This is a genomic window from Streptomyces sp. Ag109_O5-1, from assembly GCF_003814875.1.
Taxonomy (GTDB): domain Bacteria; phylum Actinomycetota; class Actinomycetes; order Streptomycetales; family Streptomycetaceae; genus Streptomyces; species Streptomyces sasae.
Genome location: NZ_RKQF01000001.1, coordinates 10,380,184 through 10,394,496 on the forward strand (window position 1 = coordinate 10,380,184; position 14,313 = coordinate 10,394,496).

Consider the following 14,313-nt stretch of genomic DNA (forward strand, 5'->3'; position numbering starts at 1 on the left):
TCGGTCCTCAGCTCGCGGTGGTCTCGGCCGTGAAGGAAGGGGCACGGCCGCCGGGGATCGCCGCGAGCAACTCGCGGGTGTACTCGTGGCGCGGCTCGGTGAACAGATCCTCGGGCGGGCCCGTCTCGACCACGCGCCCGGCGCGCATCACCGCCACCTGGTGCGCGATCTGGCGTACGACGGCCAGGTCGTGGGAGATGAACAGATAGGCCACGCCGGTGTCGGCCTGCAACTCGGCCAGCAGATCGAGGACCTGGGCCTGGACGGAGACATCGAGCGCGGAGACCGGCTCGTCGCACACCACCAGGTCGGGGGAGAGGGCGAGGGCACGCGCGATGGCCACCCGCTGGCGCTGTCCGCCCGACAGCTCGGCCGGGCGACGCTCCAGGGTCGTGGCGGACAGAGCCACCCGGTCCAGGAGTTCGCGGGCCCGGGCGAGGCGGGAGGCGCGGTCGCCGACCCTGAAGGCACGCAGCGGCTCGGTGATGACGTCGCCGATGGAGAAGCGCGGATCCAGGGAGGCGTACGGGTTCTGGTAGACCAACTGGGCGCGGCGGCGCAGCGCCCGGGCCCGGGCGCCCTTGGCGGTGGTGACGTCGGCGCCGTCGAACCGGACCTGTCCGGAGGTGGCGTCGGTCAGCCTTAGCACCAGGCGGGCGGTGGTGGACTTGCCCGAGCCCGACTCGCCGACCAGGGCGAGGGTCCGGCCGCGGTGGAGGGTGAGGCTGACGTCGTCCACCGCGCGCAGGGTCCGGGACTCGCCGCCGGCGCGGGGCAGCCTGAACTCCTTGACCAGGTTGCGGGCTTCGACCAGGGGAGTCGCGTCCGCGGGCGCTGCGGGCTTCGCGGGCGCTGCGGGCGACGCGGGCTTTGCGGGCTTCGCGGGTGATGCGAGCGTGGAGGGCGTGGCGGGCACCGGGGTGCGGGGGCGGGCCGTGGTCAGGCTCGGTGCGGCGGCCAGCAGGCGCCGGGTGTACTCGTGCCGCGGGTCGGCCAGCACGGTCCGGGTCTCGCCCGCCTCCACGACCCTGCCCTGGGACATGACCACCAGGCGCCGGGCGCGGTCGGCGGCCACCCCGAGATCATGGGTGACCAGCAGGATCGCGGTGCCCGACTCCTCGGCGAGGTGCTGGAGATGGTCGAGGATGACGCGCTGCACGGTGACGTCGAGCGCGCTGGTCGGCTCGTCGGCGATGATCAGCTCGGGTCCCGCGGCGATGGCGACGGCGATCAGTACCCGCTGCCGCATGCCGCCGGAGAGTTCGTGCGGATACTGCCGGGACCGTACCGCCGCGTCGGGCAGACCGGCCCGGTTCAGCACCTCGACCGCCTCGGCCGCCGCCGAACGCCGGGTCGCCAGACCATGGATGCGCAGCACCTCGGCGACCTGTTCGCCGATCCGCTTGACCGGGTTGAGCGAGACCGTCGGATCCTGGGGGACAAGCCCGATCCGCGCGCCGCGCACGGTCCGCAGCTCGGCCTCCGACAGGGTGGCCAGATCGTGCCGGCCGAAGCGGACCGTGCCCGCGTCGATGGTGCCGTTCGCGGCCAGCAGCCGGGTGACGGCGTGCGCGGTGGTGCTCTTGCCGGAGCCGGACTCGCCGACCACGGCGGTCACCTGCCCGGGCCATACGTCCAGGTCCACGCCCCGCACGGCCGGTACGGCGCCGGCCCGGGTGCGGTACGACACGGACAGACCGCGGATTTCCAGCAGTGGTGTGGTCACGTCCTCACCGTTCTCGTGTGCGTCGCTCATCGCTGCCGGGACCATTCGCCGTCCAGCGCCCGCGCGATCCGGTTGGTGGCCAGTACGGTCGCGGCGATCGCCAGACCGGGCAGCGCGGTCAGCCACCAGGCGTTCGCCAGGTAGTTGCGGCCGTCGGAGATCAAGGTGCCCCACTCCGGGGCGGGCGGCGGCGCTCCGTAGCCGAGGAAGCTCAGCGCCGACACCGCCAGGATCGAGGAACCGAAGTCCAGGGTGGCCAGGACGACTACGGGGCCGGCCGCGTTGGGCAGGACATGCCGGCCCAGTACCGAGTACCAGCGGGCCCCGCAGGAGCGGGACGCCTCCACGAACACCGCCTGCCGCACCCGCAGCACCTCGGCGCGCGCCACCCGGGCGAAGGAGGCGACGCTGGCGATGCCGACCGCGACCGCCACCTTCACCGTCCCGTACCCGAGCGCGGTGACCAGGGCCAGCGACAGGAACAGCGCGGGGATGGACAGCAGGACGTCGACGAAGCGCATCAGCACGTCGTCCACCCAGCGGCCCACGAACCCGGCGACCACACCGAGCAGTCCGCCCACCACGAACGCCACCAGTACCGCGATCAGCGTGGCCTTCAGGGAGAGTTGGGCGCCGTGGACCACCCGGGAGAACACGTCACGGCCCAGTTCGTCGGTGCCGAACCAGTGACCGCCGCTCGGGCCGCGGAAGTTCCGGGACGGCACGCCCTTCAACGGGTCCTGGGAGGTGAACAGGTCCGGCCGGAACGACGCCAGCACCACCAGCACCACGACCGCGACCGACAGCAGCAGCCCGGGGCGGCGCACCAGGAACCGCAGCACCCTTCGTACGTCGGCACGGCGGCCCGGTCCGGATGCGGGTCCCGCCACCGGCGGCCGGGCAAGGCCGAGGGCGGTCTCCGCCGCGTCGGCCGCGTCAGCCGTCTCGTCTGTGTCGTCTGTGCCATCGACAAGGCTCTGGCTCATGCGAAGCTCGCCCTCCGGTCCGAGGCCACCACGATGCGCGGATCCAGCAGCGGATAGACGAGGTCGACGATCAGGTTCGTCGCCACGAAGATCAGCGCACCGAACACCACCACCCCCTGGACCAGCGGGATGTCCTGAGCGGTGACGGCCGCCGCGGTCACCCGGCCGAGGCCGTCGCGGGAGAACACCGTCTCCACGACCACCGAACCGGCGATGAGCTGCCCGACCAGCAGACCGACGACGGTCAGCGCGGGCAGCGACGCGTTGCGCAGCGCGTGCCGCAGATGGACCCGCCGACGACCGGCGCCCTTGGCCCGGGCGGTCTCCACATAGGCCTGGTCCAGTGCCGTGAGCAGGCTCTTGGCCAGCACCTGGGCCACCTGCGCGCCGGTCGGGACGGCCAGGGTCAGCGCCGGCAGCACCAGGCCCCGCAGCCCGTCGTTGCCGAACGCCGGGAACCAGTGCAGCCGGAAGGAGAACGTCTCGACGAGCAGCAGCCCCACCCAGAACGTGGGCACCGACACCCCCAGCGGGGGCAGCGACAGCAGCAACTGCCGCAGCCACCGCCGCGAGGTGTATGTCGCCACCATTGCGAGACCGCCCCCGAGCACCACCGCGAGCAGCAGCGCGGCACCCGTCAGCTGGAGCGTCTGCGGCAGCGCGTCGCCGATGACGGAGGTGACCGGGCGGCCGCTGGAGACCGCGTCACCGAAGTCGCCGCGCACCGCCCGCCCGAGATACTCGGCGTACTGCACCAGCACCGGCTTGTCGAAGCCGTACTCGTGCCGCAGCGCGGCGAGTTGGGCCGGGTCGACCTGCCCCGAGTCCATTCCGGCGCCGGCCATCGCGGTGACCGGGTCACCGGGCAGGAAGTCGAGCACCAGGAACGACACCGTGTAGGCCGCCCACAGCACCCCGACCGCCTGCGCCAGGCGCTTGATCACATAGCGGCGCATGCGCTAGCCGATCCAGGTGTCGTGCAGCTGGACGCGGCTGCCCGAGTCGAATGCGAGGTCGTGCACCTTCTTCGACACGCCGAGCTGGGTCTGCAGCTCCACCACCGGCACGTAGTACGCGTTCTGCACGAGCAGTCGCTGCGCCTCGGCCACCAGCTTCCCGCGCTTCGCGGTGTCGGTGGCCGCGGCCTGCCCGGACAGCGCCGTGTCCAGCGAACTGGCGGGCAGGTGGTAGAAGTTGCCCAGCCGGGTGGAGAACGAGCTGCGCAGGATGTCCGGGTCGGAACGGGTCACGTTCCCCCACACCACGTCGAAGTCACCGGACTGGAGCGTCGTCGCGAACTGGGTCACCTGGAGCTGCTTGAGCACCACGTCGATCCCGACGGCCTTCAGTTGCTGCTGGACCAGTTCCAGTGCGGGCTGGTTGGTGGCCGAGTTGGGGAACCAGGTGATGGTCAGGCTCAGCCTCTTGCCGTCCTTGGTGCGGATGCCGTCACCGCCCGCCTGCCAACCGGCCTGGTCCAGCAGGGACTTCGCCTTGGCCGTGTCGGTGGACAGGTCCGAGGAGAGGTCGCTGTAGTCCGGAGTGGTGTGTGCCAGCACGCTGGTGGCCGGCCGGGTGCCGGTCGGGAAGACGGTGTCGGCGATCTGGCTGCGGTCGACGGCGACCTGGATCGCCTGCCGCACCCTGGCGTCCTTCAGCAGGGGCCGTGCGTTGTTGAGCCCCAGGCCGAACACCACACCGGGGTTGGCCCGGCGCTGGAGGGCGACCTGACCGCCCTTGAGCGCGACCTCGTTGGCCTTGCCGACGCTGCTGATCGCGTCCACCTGCCCGGACTGGAGGCTGCCGGCCCGCACGCCCGCCTCCGGCACCACCTTGAACACCAGCTTGTCCAGGTAGGCCTCGCCCTTCTTGGACCACAGCGCGGATCCCCAGGCGTACCCGGTCCGCTTGGCGAGGGTGATCGACTGGTTCTGCACATACTGCTTCAGCACGAACGGCCCGGACCCGACGATCCCGTCACTGCACTTCTGCTGCGGGGTCTTCCGCACGCTCGCGGACGACTCGATGCCCAGCGTGTGGGTCGAAGTCGCCTGCAGAAACTGGGTGTTGGGCTGCTTGAAGGTCACCTTGACGGTGAGCGGGTCGACCACGGTGGTGCTCTGGACGCCGCTGAGGTAGCCCTCGGCAAGGGTGCCGAGGGCACCGAGCTTCGGTACCGCGTCGAAATTGTCCTTCACCACCTGCGCGGTCAGCGCGGATCCGTCGCTGAAGGTGACGCCCGAGCGGAGGTGGAACGTGAACCGGGTGGCGTCGGAGTTGATGTCCCAGCTCTTGGCCAGCCACGGCACGATCCTGCCGGTCGCGGGGTCCTGGTCGGTGAGGGAGTCCACGGTCTGGCGGACCGAGTAGATGGTGTCGTTGCTGCCGACCTGCTGCGGATCCACGCAGCCGGCGTCGGAGCCCACCGCGAAGGTCAGCGTGCCGCCGGACTTCGGCCGGCCGCTTCCGCCGCCGGAACCGCCGTCGCCCGACCCGCAGGCGGTCAATAGAACACTGGTGGTCAACAGGGCGGCCAGCGGCGCCCAACGGGATGGTCTGAGAACCGGAAGTGCAGTCACGGGAGGGCTTTCTCCTACTCGTGTCACCAGGCACAGGGTGCCGGGCGTCGGGGGCGCGCGGCACGGCCGTGCACGGCCGTGCATGGGCGTGCGGGCCCAGGGGACTTCGAGGGGGTGGTGTCTGATGCGGTCGGTCGACGAAGGCCGGTCGGCAGGGAACGGCCGAACCGGGTCGGCCGACACGGTGGCCGGTCGGTCCGTCGTCGTCAGCCGACGGCAGGCGGGCTCGTCAGCGACAGGCGATCGCGCGACAGAGACAGCTCGTCGAGCGCTTGAGGTCGATGTGGCGCCGGCGCGAGAGCCGGGAGAACGGCATGGCGCCGGCGAAGGAGGCAGCCACGTCACCGCTGTGCCGCATACCGGTCCCTCCCCGTCTCCGGCCCCGCCACCGGGGCCACGCGCTTGCGGGGATCATCGGTGATCCCGCCGGGCTTTCACCTGGAGCACCCCACCGCGCGGGAGGGTTGCCGGTCAGCGAGCCAGGGCTTGACGCTGACACTCAATGCCGGTCGCGATCGTACGGAGCGGTTTTGTCGTACGTCAATGCCACGCCCCGCGGGCCCAGTTCGACGAGCCGGACGCTCGACGCCTTCCGAGTGGGCCGCCACGCCGACCGGTTCGCCCTCGTCGGTCGTCGCCGCGGTTCCCGTCGCCGGCGTGCTCGGCGCGCCGGCCGGCGGCGCGGATGCGGCGGACGCGGCCGGGCTGCCCGGCTTCGAGCCGGTGCCCCCGGCGTCGATGGGTCCGGCACTCAACGCGGACGGCTACCACGTCGGCCGGATCGAGGGGAACCTGTACTGGGTGACCGACGCCTACTACCAGGCGATGTTCCTCAGCACCCGGCACGGCGTGGTGCTCGTCGACGCCCCGCCGACCATCGGGACCAACGTCCTGCGCGCCATCGAGGACGTCACCAGGGCCAACGGGAGACCGGGCAAGGTGACACACCTCGTCCACTCGCACGCACACGCCGACCACATAGGCGCGTCCGTCCTGTTCGGCGACGACGTCGTGCGCATCGGGCACCGGGCCAACCGCGAACCGCTGCTGCGTGCCGACGACCCCAACCGGCCGGCGCCGAAGGTGACGTTCGACAGCCGGTACACCCACTCCGTCGGCGGGGAGCAGTTGGAGCTGGCGCACCACGGGCCGAACCACACGCCGGACAACATCTATGTCCACGCCCCGGCCTACCGGACCCTGATGCTCGTGGACGTGGTCTTCCCCGGCTGGGTCCCCTTCAAGAACCTGGCCATCTCCCAGGACATCCCCGCCTGGATCAAGGCGCACGACGTGGCGCTGTCCTACCCCTGGACCACCCTGGTCGCAGGCCATCTCGGCCGGCTCGGGGTCCGGGCCGGCGCCGAGCTGCAGAAGTACATGGCGGACCTGGAGGCCGGCGTCCGAGCTGCCGTCAAGTCGGTGGACCCCACGCCGTACTTCCAGGAATACGGGCCGGGTGGCAACGCCTGAGCCATGTTCAGAACCTATCTCGACGCGGTGGCGCGGACCGCGGCCGATCCGGTCACCGGCAAGTACCTCGGCAGGCTGGCGGCCGCCGACGTCTTCACCCACGACAACGCCGCCACCCTGCTGGAGTCGCTGCGCGTCGACGCCGGCGTACTGGCCCCTTCGGCATTCGGCCGTGACCCGCTGACGGCGATGCGGGCGACAGCCGCCGATCGCCCACCCGTCCGCCGCCCGCATCGCATCCCACCGTCGGACTTCGCCGCCCTGCCACCGGTGGCGGGGCACGGACACGCGCGCATAGTCTCGCGGCCATGGCAGAGATGTTTGCGGACGTCCGGCTGCTCGGCCCGCCGATGACCGACGGCGAGTACATCGCGTTGAGCGAGCACGAGATGGTGCATCTGCACAAGTGCACGCGGATCTACGCCGTGCCCGGCCTCTATGAACATGTCGTCCAGGATCGGCTGCAGTGCAGATCACCGCAGGTCGCGGCGGAGGGCTTGCTGCGCGCGGTCGCCCGCATGGGCCTGGAGCCGGGCTCGCTGACGGTCCTCGACATCGGCGCCGGCACGGGCCTGGTCGGTGAACTCGTACGTCGTGGTGGCGTCGGCCGGGTCGTCGGGGCCGACTCGCTGCCGGCGGCGCGCCGGGCGAGTCTGCGCGACCGGCCAGGTGTCTACGCCGACTACGTGGTCGGTGACTTCCTGCTCGGCGACACGCTCGGTGAGTCCCTGCGCCCTTACGCGTTCGGGGGACTGGTGTCGGCCGGCGCGTTCGGAGGTACGCACGCCACACCGCGGGCGCTCGAGAACGCCCTCAAGGTCCTGCTGCCCGGCGCGCCCGTGGCCTTCACGATCGATGAGCGGTGGATGGACGCATCGGATCCGGACGGGTTCGCAGCCGCCGTCGAGCGGCTGGTGGCCGGCGGAGGTCTCACTGTGCTGGAGCGAACGCGGTTCCAGCACAGGGTGACGACGACCGGCGAGCCGATCTTCTACCAGCTCGTCGTGGGCCAGACCGGGTGATGCGCGGCAAGGAGGGGTTCGGCGAGACGCCGACCGCGGTGCGCCGCTTCCTTGAGAACTACGTCCACGGCAACCCGGTGACGGCTGGTTATCTGGCCCTCCTGCTGGCCACCCACGCCTGGCTCGTGACGGCCTCGGCCCCGACGCGCCGCCGCCTGCTGGAGACGGTGAGCACCAACGTCGACAACCTTCCCCGGCATCCGTTCCTCGCCCTGGCGGGCAGCGCGCTCTTCTTCGACGGGACCCTGACCCAAGTGAAGTCCCTTTACTTCGTGGGGACTTTGATCACGCTGGGGGCCGGCACAGCTGTCTGTCTGGCCCTCCTGGAACGCCGCTACGGCGCGTTACGGGCGTTCGTCGTCTTTGCCGTCGGCCATGTGCTGGCAACCGCGCTGACCGCCGCCTTCATCGTGGCCGCCGTGGTCCGCGGCTGGTATCCGGCCGGCGTCCGGGACGCCCTGGACTACGGCATCAGCTACGGCGCCGAGGCGGCCCTGGCGGCCGGAGCCGTGGTGTTCCTCACGTCGGTGCGGCGGATCGCGGCGATCACGGCGGTGGTGGCATGGCCCGTCATCGGCGCCGACTTCAGCCGTGGTCTGCCGGACTTCACCACGATCGGCCACCTTCTGGCCGCGGCCATCGGCTTCGCTCTCGCAACAACCCTGCGCCACAGGCTCCCCACGCCCGCGGGCATGGTTCCTCCGCCCGGCCCGTCGCTGTGACGGCCCCGGAGGACACGGGCCGGGGCGCGCGCGATGTGCCGTACGAATGCCGGGTGCGGCCTGTGCCGGGGGCTTCATGTGCCTCGGCAGGCGGACGCTGATCGTCCGGCCGAGCGCACAGAACGGAAGCCGACGCCCGGCCGACGTGTGCCCGCGAACGCCGACGAGGGGCCGGGCTGCCTCGGCAGGCCTCCGGCCGTTCACGTCGACCGCACGCCGGACGGGCGTCGACCGGGGGTCAGCGGAAGTCGACGTCGGCGACGCTGACGAAGAACTCGCCCGCGAAGTCGTGCCCGGCGTCGCCGCCGCCCCAGATGTTGACGATGGCGTGCCGTCCCCGGCGGTTCACCAGCGCCTCGGTGGTGTACTGCAGTTCCTGGTCGCCGTGCGTGCCGCCGCCGTGGTGCTCGACCATGAAGGGAGTCGGCTCCAGCACGTCCCAGGAGATGCGCCGAGCTGGGTCCCAGCCCTCTTTGGTGATGAACCACTGGTGCGTCCACTTCGGGCCCATGTGGTTCTGCCGGTAGTTGTACGTGAAGGTGTGCCGGCCGTCGACGGCCTCCAGGGTGCTGATCGGCCAGTCACCGTGGCCGTCGCCGCCCGCCAGGTCCAGGCCCTTGAAGGCCGGGTTCGCCGCCGAGGCCACGTCGGCGCCCTGGAAGAACTTCCGGTACTCGAGGTAGCCGCGTTCCTCGTTCCACGGGGGATCGGCGACCGTGCCGGGAGGCACCACCTCCTGCCACGTGGTGGACGTGTTCAGCCGGCGCGCTTCCTGGCAGATCCGCGCGTCGTCCTCGTCGCGGATCGCCCGGATGGCCCGGCTGACCGGGAACTCCAGGCTCCCGTGCCGCTCCCGGCCGCCCTCTGCGCTCTCCGCGGCGCGTTGGGGGATGAACTGCTTGTAGGGCTGGGATGTGGACGTGTCGACGGTGACCTCGTTCGTGAACGGTCCCCAGGGGCCGTCGGCGTGCCGGGCCCGGATCTTCACCCGGTACTGGCCGGCCGGAGTCTCCCCGAGGCACACCCAGTGCCGGTTCGCCGCCTGCCAGTGCGGATACCACGTCGCCCAGTACACGTCCACCGTCTGCGTCGGCCGCCCGTCCAGCCAGACCTCGTAGTGGTGCGGGTAGGCCGGCCGGCCGTTGTTCCAGTCGGGCGGCTGTGTCTCGCCCTGGTCGGGGGCGTTCTGGCCGATCTGCCAGGTGAGGGAAATTCCCTCAAGCTTGATCTCACCGTCGTCGCGGTAGGTCGCGTCCGCACGCAGGTCTTCCGGGTAGGGCTGCATCCGCGTACTCCTCCAGTCGCACAGAACGGGTGGTCCCGCAGCGCCCGTGTCGCAAAGAGCCACGAAACCACTCGAATGTCACTACTCACTGTATTCGGGCATATGCGTTCCGCAAGTGACCGGGTTGGTGCCTTCGGCGGTACCGGCGTCACCGCGGCGGCGGTGCCGGGCTCCTCCGGCGGGCAACAGGCCGTCATGCGGCGGCCGGACGCAGCGAGGTGAGGCGTGCCAGCTCCTCCTTGGAGAGCCGCAGTGCGCCGGCCGCCACGTTCTGTGCGAGGTGGCCCGGATCGCCGGTCCCCGGGATCGCCAGCACATGCGGTCCCTGCTGCAAGGTCCAGGCCAGCCGGACCTGCGCGGGGGACGCACCGTGCGCACGGGCGACCGCGCACACCTCCTCGCTGTCACCGGCGGCCGGACCCGCCTCGCGGCCGGCACCGGCGATCGTGAAGAAGGGAACGAAGGCGAGGCCGAGTTCACCGCAGAGCCGCAGAAGTGCCCGGTCCTCGCTCGCCGCACCGATCCCGTACGGGTTCTGCACGCAGACGACCGGGGCGATGGCCCGGGCCTCGGCCAGTTGCCGGGCGGTGACGTTGGATACGCCGAGGTGACGGATCAGCCCGGCGTCGCGCAGCTCGGCCAACGCTGCGAAGTGCTCGCTGATCGATCCGGTCCGTCGGCTCGGCGGCACGCGCAGGTTCACCACATCCGGGTGATCGCGGCCGAGTTGACGCAGGTTCTCCTCGACCTGGCCACGCAGCTGCTCCGGAGCGGCCCACCACCACGCGCCCGAGGGGTCGCGGCCCGGCCAGACCTTGGTGGCGATGACCAGGTCCTCCGGGTACGGCGCCAGCGCCCGGTTGACCAGTTCGTTGGCGGAGCGCGTCGCGGAGAAGTAGAACGCGGCGGTGTCGATGTGGTTCACGCCGAGTTCGACCGCCCGCCGGAGCACGCCGATCGACTGCTCGCGGTCGCGCGGCACACCGCGGTCGAAGGGTGCGGTACCCGTCAGGCGCATCGCGCCGAACCCGACACGGTTGACGTTCAGGTCACCGAGTCGCCAAGTTCCGGTGGCTGCTGTGGTGTTCGGCTGTGGGCTCATGGCATGGCTCTCCTCTTGCGGGCCGGGAAACGAGGAACCGACCGGTGGGTGCGGCGGGTTCCGGCCGCCCGGCGGGGCGGGCAACTCAAACCGGGCCACCGGTACCGGGGCAGGACCCCGGGCATGAAAAAAGCCTCCCCGGCGGATCGGAATCCGCGCCGAGAAGGCTCTCCAGCTGGCCAGGAGTCTAGCAGGGAGGGGCACTTGAAGCGGTCGCCGCAAGGTCATCGGTCACGGGGGCCGCGGGGCGGGTGCCCGGCCGCCGCTCGACTCCGGCCCGACCGGAACGGTGAGGTCAGCGGACGGCCGCTCGCAGCGCCGCCTCGATTGCGTTGGTCAGGGTTTCCAGGTACTCGTCGTCGCTGCTGCCCTGTATGACCAGTACCCGGAATGCGAGCGGCGCGATCAGCAGGTCGGTGCCGAGATCCAGATCCAGCCCGGTGGGAAGTTCGCCGCGGTCGATCGCGCCCTGGAGTATCGCGCGCGCAGCAGCCCGCCGCGGTGCGGTCACTCCGGCGTCGAGCCCCTCCGCCAGGGCCTGGTCGTGAGCGGCTTCGGCGAGCAGTCCGGCCGCGATCCGGGCGAGCAGCGGATTGGCCAGTTGGCCGCGGAAGGTGGCGAGCAGCTCGCGCAGGTCGGTGTGGAGCGCGCCGGTGGCCGGTGTGGGCGGGAGGGCATCGGTGACCTTGCTGCGGATCAACTCGGTGACCATCGCCTGCTTCGAGGGCCAGCGCCGGTACAGCGCGGCCTTGCCCACGCCGGCGCGCCGGGCCACCGATTCCATCGACATCCGCGCATACCCGGACTCGGCGAGTTCGGCGAAGACCGCCTCGGTGATCGCCTCGGTCACCCGCTGCCGCAGGACCGCCCCGCCGGTCGCCGGCCGGTCCTTCTTCTGCTGCACTGTCATGCTCCCGAGCATAGCGAACGGAACGGTAGCGTTCCATGTGCTACTTTCGAGAGAGACGGAACGAATCCGTTCCGTTCCATTCATGGAAGGGAGCCGACGATGAAATTCCTCTACGACGACGAGTCCTTCTCCTTCGAGGCGCTGCGTGCCGCGGGGTATGCCGTCCATGGCGGCGCCGACCTGGGCGAGGTCCTGGTCACCTGCCGGCAGATCCCGGAGGGGGACGAGGAGGCCTGGTCGGCCCAGTGGGCCGCGACAGCGGCGCGCATCGAGCGCATCGGCCGGGACGCGCTGGCCGGCGGTCACAGGGTCAGTGCCAGGGAGGCGCTGCTGCGCGCGTCCAACTACTACCGGACCGCCGACTTCTACCGCCGTGAGAATCCGGCTGCCGACGCCGAGTCGGCGCGGCTCGCCAGGGCCTCCCGGCAGACGTTCGCCGACGCGGCGGCCCTCCTCGACACACCGGCCCGCGCCCTGCGTATCCCGTACGAGGACACCACGCTGCCCGGCTACCTGTTCCTCGCCGACGATTCGGGCACCCCGCGCCCGACCGTGCTCTTCCACGGCGGATACGACTCCACCCTCGAGGAGGACTACTTCGCGCTGGCCGCCGGTGCGCTGCGGCGCGGCTACAACGTCATCGCGTTCGACGGCCCCGGCCAGGGCAGCACCGTCCGCGAGCAGGGCCTGCACTTCCGCCCGGACTGGGAGGCCGTGGTCACCCCCGTGGTCGACTTCGCGCTCGCCGTGCCCGAGGTGGACGCCGAGCGACTCGTGCTGATCGGTATGAGCCTCGGCGGCTACCTCGCCGCGCGGGCGGCCGCCTTCGAGCACCGCCTCGTCGCGTGCGTGCTGTACGACGGCGTCTACGACTTCCATGAGGTCGTGGCCGCAAGCGCCGACCGGGCTGCTTCGACGCCCGGCGGGATGGAGGCGCTGATGGCGCAGAACACCATGGTGCGATGGGTGGTGCGCAACGGCCGGTGGACCCTCGGTGCGTCCGGCATCGACGAGTTGGTCAAGGCGGCCGAGGCGTACACCATGGCAGGTGTCGCGGACCGGATCACCTGCCCGACACTGGTGCTCGAAGCCGAGAACGACCAGTTCTTCAAGGGGCAGCCGCAGCGTCTCCTGGCTGAGCTGACCTGCGAGAAGGAGCTGATCTCCTTCCGGGAGGACGAGGGCGCCGGCGAGCACTGCCACGAGGGTGCGATGCTCCTGTTCCACCAGCGCACCTTCGACTGGCTCGACACCCTGCTCGCCCGCTGACCTCGCAGCCTGCCGCCGTACGGGGCCTGCCCGGGAGACGGGTCATTCGCCGGTGGCGCCGTCGGTGGCTTCGCGGAGGGGTCCGCGTGGCCGACGTGGCGGGCGTACTCCTCGATGACGTGCTGGAGGGCGAACCGCACATCGGTGTCGCCGAATTCCGGGTTCGGCACGAGACGTGCCGGATCGCCGGTCGCCCGTGCGAACACCTGCCGGGACTCCTCGCACGCCTTCAGACAGTCCTCGTACACGAGCCCGGCCGGTGTGGGGTCCGACTCGTCGTACCACTCGTCGCCGGCAGCGGTGACGTAGGTCCGGTAGGGGAAGAACCGCGGGGCAGCGGCCGCCAGGGTGCACTGGAACCAGGCCCGCTCGACTCCCTGCAGATGGCGCATGAGGCCCAGCAAGGTCAACTCCGATGACCGCACCGGCCGTTGTCGCAGCTGTGCCTCCGACAGGCCCTCGCACTTCCGGAGAAAGGCCGCCCGGTGGCAGTCGAGGTTCGAAGCGATCACCTCCGCGCCCCGGGATTTACAGGAGTCAAGTCAAAATCTTGCAAGATTGCGCCGGAATTATTCTTTGATCCGTCCGAATCTAGCGGTGGAGATGGGCTCTGTTCAGTCGACCGTGACCGGCAACACCGTGGTCCGCTCCGGCGGCAACGCCTACAGCCAGGGCCGGCCCGCGGCGTGGATCTGGAGAACACCTCGGACACCGGCGGCGGTTACGACCTGGGCTGGACCGGCGGCGGCCAGCGGTTCTGCTGCACCGTGGACGTCGCCACGGCCGGCACCTACACCCTCGGCCTGCGCATCGCCGCTCCCTCCGCGGTGGCGGGCGCGGCGCACCTGTCGGACGCCGCCGGCACCGACCTCATCGGAGCCGTCGACCTGCCCGCCACCGGCGACTGGCAGTCCTGGGCCGGCGTGACCACCCAGGTGGCCCTGCCGGCCGCTCGGCAGACCCTGACAGTCGACCAGGACAACGGCGGCTGGAACATCAGCTACCTCGGCTTCAGCGCGGACGAGCCCACCAGCTGGGGCCGTCCTGCTTCACGGTGCCGCCGGGCACTCCGCCCGGCGGCACCGCCATGTGCGCGGCCGGAAGCAGCACATTAGATCTTGCGGGCTGCATTTTTATTGTTGCAAAGCTCTGTCTTGTTCTTGCGCGTTCATATCGCCGATATTACGGTCCCCCTTGCGTCATCGGCACCCCCCTGGCTCCCCCCGCCTCCGGCGGCGT

The 14,313-nt window shown here is 71.0% G+C and carries 13 protein-coding genes, 1 pseudogene and 1 riboswitch; of the genes and pseudogenes, 6 read left to right on the top strand and 8 right to left on the bottom strand.

What is annotated here, in order from left to right:
• Positions 1–7: 7 nt before the first annotated feature.
• From EDD90_RS47260 to EDD90_RS47275, 4 genes are read right to left on the bottom strand one after another with little or no spacing between them, the layout of a single operon-like run.
• Positions 8–1,756, bottom strand: a complete 1,749-nt coding sequence (locus tag EDD90_RS47260) for an ABC transporter ATP-binding protein (protein ID WP_123979190.1) — start codon at positions 1,754–1,756, stop codon at positions 8–10.
• Positions 1,753–2,712: an ABC transporter permease gene (locus EDD90_RS47265; RefSeq protein ID WP_123979191.1), complete on the bottom strand. Its 960-nt coding sequence runs from the start codon at positions 2,710–2,712 to the stop codon at positions 1,753–1,755. Before EDD90_RS47265 ends, EDD90_RS47260 begins: the two co-directional genes overlap by 4 nt.
• Complete coding sequence (locus EDD90_RS47270) at positions 2,709–3,668, bottom strand: ABC transporter permease (protein ID WP_123979192.1); 960 nt, start codon at positions 3,666–3,668, stop codon at positions 2,709–2,711. Before EDD90_RS47270 ends, EDD90_RS47265 begins: the two co-directional genes overlap by 4 nt.
• 3 nt (positions 3,669–3,671) lie before the next feature.
• A complete protein-coding gene (locus EDD90_RS47275) occupies positions 3,672–5,291 on the bottom strand; it encodes an ABC transporter substrate-binding protein (RefSeq protein WP_123979193.1) in 1,620 nt (539 codons plus the stop codon).
• Between the two features lie 393 nt (positions 5,292–5,684).
• Positions 5,685–5,798, bottom strand: a riboswitch (SAM riboswitch).
• 150 nt (positions 5,799–5,948) lie between these two features.
• Here EDD90_RS47275 and EDD90_RS57980 point away from each other — a divergent pair.
• Genes EDD90_RS57980 through EDD90_RS47290 form a run of 4 tightly spaced genes read left to right on the top strand, consistent with a single transcriptional unit; the run spans position 5,949 to position 8,508 of the window.
• A complete protein-coding gene (locus EDD90_RS57980) occupies positions 5,949–6,764 on the top strand; it encodes an MBL fold metallo-hydrolase (RefSeq protein ID WP_260328537.1) in 816 nt (271 codons plus the stop codon).
• 3 nt (positions 6,765–6,767) lie between these two features.
• Complete coding sequence (locus EDD90_RS57985; protein ID WP_260328538.1) at positions 6,768–7,118, top strand: hypothetical protein; 351 nt, start codon at positions 6,768–6,770, stop codon at positions 7,116–7,118.
• On the top strand, positions 7,073–7,786 hold the full coding sequence (locus EDD90_RS47285; protein WP_260328539.1) for a hypothetical protein: 714 nt from the start codon (positions 7,073–7,075) through the stop codon (positions 7,784–7,786). The genes EDD90_RS57985 and EDD90_RS47285 overlap by 46 nt, the downstream gene beginning before the upstream one ends.
• Positions 7,786–8,508 (top strand): rhomboid-like protein, encoded by a 723-nt coding sequence (locus tag EDD90_RS47290; protein ID WP_123979194.1) that lies wholly within the window; start codon positions 7,786–7,788, stop codon positions 8,506–8,508. The genes EDD90_RS47285 and EDD90_RS47290 overlap by 1 nt, the downstream gene beginning before the upstream one ends.
• 238 nt (positions 8,509–8,746) lie before the next feature.
• Here the strand turns inward: EDD90_RS47290 and EDD90_RS47295 are convergent, their stop codons facing one another.
• The 3 genes from EDD90_RS47295 to EDD90_RS47305 form a co-directional block, all read right to left on the bottom strand.
• Positions 8,747–9,793, bottom strand: a complete 1,047-nt coding sequence (locus EDD90_RS47295) for a lytic polysaccharide monooxygenase auxiliary activity family 9 protein (RefSeq protein WP_123979195.1) — start codon at positions 9,791–9,793, stop codon at positions 8,747–8,749.
• A 193-nt stretch (positions 9,794–9,986) separates the two neighbouring features.
• Positions 9,987–10,895: an aldo/keto reductase gene (locus EDD90_RS47300; RefSeq protein ID WP_123979196.1), complete on the bottom strand. Its 909-nt coding sequence runs from the start codon at positions 10,893–10,895 to the stop codon at positions 9,987–9,989.
• A 295-nt stretch (positions 10,896–11,190) separates the two neighbouring features.
• The gene (locus tag EDD90_RS47305) at positions 11,191–11,805 is read right to left on the bottom strand and encodes a TetR/AcrR family transcriptional regulator (RefSeq protein ID WP_123979197.1); all 615 of its coding nucleotides are present in this window, start codon (positions 11,803–11,805) and stop codon (positions 11,191–11,193) included.
• 99 nt (positions 11,806–11,904) lie between these two features.
• Here EDD90_RS47305 and EDD90_RS47310 point away from each other — a divergent pair, with 99 nt between their 5' ends.
• Positions 11,905–13,074, top strand: a complete 1,170-nt coding sequence (locus EDD90_RS47310) for a S9 family peptidase (RefSeq protein WP_123979198.1) — start codon at positions 11,905–11,907, stop codon at positions 13,072–13,074.
• Positions 13,075–13,214: 140 nt separating this feature from the next.
• On the opposite strand, the pseudogene EDD90_RS47315 reads toward EDD90_RS47310, so the two are convergent.
• Positions 13,215–13,586, bottom strand: a pseudogene (locus EDD90_RS47315) (DUF664 domain-containing protein); the annotation flags it as partial.
• A 174-nt stretch (positions 13,587–13,760) separates the two neighbouring features.
• Between EDD90_RS47315 and EDD90_RS57990 the strand changes: the two are divergent.
• Entirely contained in the window at positions 13,761–14,189 is a 429-nt protein-coding gene (locus tag EDD90_RS57990; RefSeq protein WP_260328540.1) for a carbohydrate-binding protein, read from the top strand.
• Positions 14,190–14,313 lie beyond the last annotated feature (124 nt).

Coding starts and splice junctions, on each gene's coding strand:
- EDD90_RS47300 (WP_123979196.1), bottom strand. CDS start 10,895: ATGAGCCCACAGCCGAACACCACAGCAGCCACCGGAACTTGGCGACTC.
- EDD90_RS47305 (WP_123979197.1), bottom strand. CDS start 11,805: ATGACAGTGCAGCAGAAGAAGGACCGGCCGGCGACCGGCGGGGCGGTC.
- EDD90_RS47290 (WP_123979194.1), top strand. CDS start 7,786: ATGCGCGGCAAGGAGGGGTTCGGCGAGACGCCGACCGCGGTGCGCCGC.
- EDD90_RS47285 (WP_260328539.1), top strand. CDS start 7,073: ATGGCAGAGATGTTTGCGGACGTCCGGCTGCTCGGCCCGCCGATGACC.
- EDD90_RS47265 (WP_123979191.1), bottom strand. CDS start 2,712: ATGAGCCAGAGCCTTGTCGATGGCACAGACGACACAGACGAGACGGCT.
- EDD90_RS47295 (WP_123979195.1), bottom strand. CDS start 9,793: ATGCAGCCCTACCCGGAAGACCTGCGTGCGGACGCGACCTACCGCGAC.
- EDD90_RS57985 (WP_260328538.1), top strand. CDS start 6,768: ATGTTCAGAACCTATCTCGACGCGGTGGCGCGGACCGCGGCCGATCCG.
- EDD90_RS47260 (WP_123979190.1), bottom strand. CDS start 1,756: ATGAGCGACGCACACGAGAACGGTGAGGACGTGACCACACCACTGCTG.
- EDD90_RS47270 (WP_123979192.1), bottom strand. CDS start 3,668: ATGCGCCGCTATGTGATCAAGCGCCTGGCGCAGGCGGTCGGGGTGCTG.
- EDD90_RS47310 (WP_123979198.1), top strand. CDS start 11,905: ATGAAATTCCTCTACGACGACGAGTCCTTCTCCTTCGAGGCGCTGCGT.